Below are 3728 nucleotides of genomic sequence, written 5' to 3'. Positions count from 1 at the left end.
AGATGAGAGTCGCCTAATTCGTAAATTGGTGACAACTATGTTGACAAACACCGTCTATAACAGTTTCTAAGTCAATCTGCTCATATAAATTTGCAAAACCATGTATCACTTCTGCATAAATTGATGGAGCAAAGGCTGAAAAGCAACCTACTTTTATTTTGCCACTCATGGATCCTGTAAAATCGGATGATAAAGAATATAAATCTGAGGCTTCACATAAGATAATAGTACATGCTTCTTCTACTCTTTCTCCTATTTCTGTTAAAACCAATCCTTTAGCATGTTGACGAATAAATAATTGCACATTTAGTTCTGATTCCATATGAGCAATAGCTGCAGATATAGAGGGAGAAGAAACATGAATCTTTTCTGAAGCTATAAGGATACTGCAATTTTCTGCAGTAGCTACAAAATACTCCATTTGACGCAATGTTATTCTACTTAACACAATTATCCCCTCTGTTTATAAATAGCTATAAATTACCTGGCACCCCATAACTAGGTGAAATAGTCGGATTTATAGCTCTGATAATATAATCCTCCAACTGAGGCTCATATACTTCCCATACTTTGTTTAGGTCTTCTATAGGACTATCTGACCAATCTACTCTTAGATCAACAATTGGCCATGTTTCTTTATCCACTACTAATAAACCTGCAGAATGAACCGGTCCTGCTTCGCCGCCACATTCATAACCTGCAGATAAGCTTTTAAGCAGTCTACTTGCAAGTGAACCTTTACAAGTATCAAAAGTCTCTAACATCTTTTTAGGAACAGATTCATTTGCTAATAAGTTTCCAGCACAGGCGGCATCCATACTTTTACATGCAGAAAATGAGCCAAGCGTGTGTTTTCCATTAAAAATAAATGGAGCATCTTTTGTGTTTAATGCCATTAATTGCCTGTATTCAATAAATTCTTTGCTTTTTATAAGTTCTTGACCTGCATCAGTTGGTGAAATATTCAACTGCATCATCTCAAGTAGAACTTGCGATAAGTTTGGATCTGTAATATTTTGGCTAGCTACAACGCCTATTCCAGCTTTGGCTCGGATACACCTTGAGGCAACTGCAGGAGAAGAGGAACTTATTGCAGCACCTAATTGACCTGTTTGTTTACATCGCGCAATTATTGAAAATGTCATAAACTATCCTTAATTATTATATTTAACTCCAGTCTATATTACGGCTATAGCATCAATTTCTACTAACCATTCGGGACGCGCTAAAGCCGATACAACAATGCCAGTAGAAACTGGGTAAACCTGTTTCAACCATTTTCCAACGACCTTATAAACTCCTTCACGATATCTAGGATCGGTAATGTAAATTGTTATTTTGCAAATATCATTTAGATCACCTCCAGCTTCTTTTAATAACATATCTATGTTGAACATTGCCTGTTCAGCTTGACCTGTAGCATCTTCAATATGGACACTTTCATTAGTATCCAAATTTTGTCCTATTTGACCGCGTAGGAATACGATACTACCTTTAGCAATAACAACCTGACACAAGTCATTGTCTAAATTTTGATCTGGATAGGTCATTTTGGTATTAAATTTTCTGATACGAGTATGTTTCATAAATATCCTTAAAAAAGATAATGGTTTTAAAACATAATTACTTGGACTTAACTTTAATTATTGTTAATTATGAATAAAAGGCATTAAGTTAACGATTGTTAAGGTTGATTTCTTAATATCATTAAAGACTTGTAAACAGTATGCATTAAAATACTTTCATAACAATTTAGAAATTCCTTTCCAATGATTCAGCAATTCCATATTAAAATGATTAGTTTTTACTGATGTAACGATTCAGGAGATATGATTGTCAATAAAAAAAATATTTATTAATATTTATTAAGAAATCTAAAATTGCATATATGTAGATTAAGCATAAATAATAGGAATATGATTTACAAAAGTGATTGATTAATTTAATAAATATTAATAAGAGAGAGATTATGTTAATTAATAATAAATGCTGTGAAACCAATAGTAATAAAAATGATTGTAAATATATCGATACAATTGTAATTGGTGCTGGACAAGCTGGTATAGCTACCAGTGAGCATCTATGTAATTTAAGAATAGATCACATAGTTTTAGAAAAAAATAGAGTTGCTGAAGCATGGAGAACACGTCGATGGGATTCTCTAGTTGCGAATGGTCCTTGTTGGCATGATAAATTTCCAAATATGGATTTTCCTCATAAACCGGATACTTTTGTTCATCACAACGAAGTTGCTCAATACTTTGAAGATTATGCAAAGATGATTCAATCTCCAATTCTGACAGGAGTTGAAGTAGTCAAAATAACAAAAAATTTAAAGAGGAAGGGTTTCACTGTTCAGACTACAGGTGGTAAATTTATTGCAAATTATATAGTTGTAGCAACCGGACCTTTTCAGACACCTGTAATACCCAGTATTGCGCCAAAAGAAATGGGTCTTTATCAAATACATTCTGATCAATATAAAAATCCTAAACAATTGCCTGAAGGGTCTGTATTAGTTGTTGGCTCAGGCTCATCAGGCGTACAAATTGCTTCAGAATTAAATTCATTTGGTAAAAAAGTTTATTTATCAGTTGGTCCACATGAGCGTCCACCACGAAGTTATAGAGGAAGAGATAATGTTTGGTGGTTAGGAGTATTAGATACTTGGCAGGAATCAAAACCACCTCAAAGACCCATAAAAGGATTCGCTGTAAGTGGCATGAACGGTGGTCAAACTGTTGATTTTAGGAAAATGGGTCACGAAGGAATCACGCTTTTAGGAATGACTAGCAAATTTGAAAATGGTAAAGCATATTTTAAAAACGACTTGGTTGAAAATATAATCAATGCTGAAAAATCGTATTTAGATACTTTAGAAATTATGGATAAGTACGTCGAAAGTAATGGATTAGACTTACCGCAGGATCCAAATGCTAAGATATTATCGGAAATGCCTGTATCTATGTTGGACCCACTATTAGAATTAGATTTTAAAGAGACTAATATAAACAGTATTGTTTGGGCTTCTGGCTTTGGGTTTGATTACGACTGGCTACCATTTAATATTTTTAATGAAAATGGGGCACCAATACACAATAAAGGTATTACTAATGAGCATGGATTCTATTTTGTTGGACTACCATATTTATCAGGAAAAGGCTCTAGTTTCATTTGGGGGGTATGGCATGATGCTAAACGCATAGCTGAATACATTGATATACAACATCAATATGAGAATTATGAATCTGTATAGTTAAGTTATGATTATTAGGAATTATTTAATATTATGAAAAATATCTGAAAAATATCTGAAAAATTAAAGTTAATGAAAAAAAGTGATAATAATCGTTCTACTTAAAGCTCTTTAAAATCTATAATGCGTTTAACAGCATTTTGCAAGGATAGTAAATGATATTTAACCAAGGTTAATGTGTATTGCTTACCTTGCCAGCGGTAAACACTTACCTAAAACTTATTCCTTTATAGAGCGTTCACAATAGTTATAAGTTGATATGACTATGTGAGCTATACTTAAGAAACTGTATATTTAAACTTGGTAAACTAAGCGCTTTAATCTGAGTTTATCATGGTCCAGAAATAAAGAGTAACGGTAACCAATTTAAACCCTAAGCCGTCGATAAAATAGCACACACTAATGGAAATATATTATCTAAGTAATTGAACAAAATTAAATACCTACGCTTTAAAAGTAGAAAAATTTATCG

General features: G+C 32.8%; 4 protein-coding genes. 1 reads left to right on the top strand and 3 read right to left on the bottom strand.

What is annotated here, in order from left to right:
- Positions 1–13: 13 nt before the first annotated feature.
- From QZ265_RS10160 to QZ265_RS10150, 3 genes are read right to left on the bottom strand one after another with little or no spacing between them, the layout of a single operon-like run.
- On the bottom strand, positions 14–448 hold the full coding sequence (locus QZ265_RS10160) for a LysR family transcriptional regulator (RefSeq protein ID WP_296405855.1): 435 nt from the start codon (positions 446–448) through the stop codon (positions 14–16).
- 25 nt (positions 449–473) lie between these two features.
- Positions 474–1145 carry a DUF1028 domain-containing protein gene (locus tag QZ265_RS10155; protein ID WP_296405854.1) on the bottom strand — a complete coding sequence of 224 codons (672 nt, stop codon included), beginning with the start codon at positions 1143–1145 and terminating at the stop codon, positions 474–476.
- A 33-nt stretch (positions 1146–1178) separates the two neighbouring features.
- Positions 1179–1586: a RidA family protein gene (locus tag QZ265_RS10150; protein WP_296405853.1), complete on the bottom strand. Its 408-nt coding sequence runs from the start codon at positions 1584–1586 to the stop codon at positions 1179–1181.
- A gap of 383 nt (positions 1587–1969) precedes the next feature.
- Between QZ265_RS10150 and QZ265_RS10145 the strand changes: the two genes are divergently transcribed.
- A complete protein-coding gene (locus tag QZ265_RS10145; RefSeq protein ID WP_296405851.1) occupies positions 1970–3256 on the top strand; it encodes an NAD(P)/FAD-dependent oxidoreductase in 1287 nt (428 codons plus the stop codon).
- Positions 3257–3728: the final 472 nt, after the last annotated feature.

The sequence above is a fragment of the Psychrobacter sp. genome (assembly GCF_018260395.1).
Taxonomy (GTDB): Bacteria; Pseudomonadota; Gammaproteobacteria; order Pseudomonadales; family Moraxellaceae; genus Psychrobacter.
Note: the sequence above shows the minus strand (reverse complement) of the source record. Positions and strands in the feature narration are given on the sequence as shown.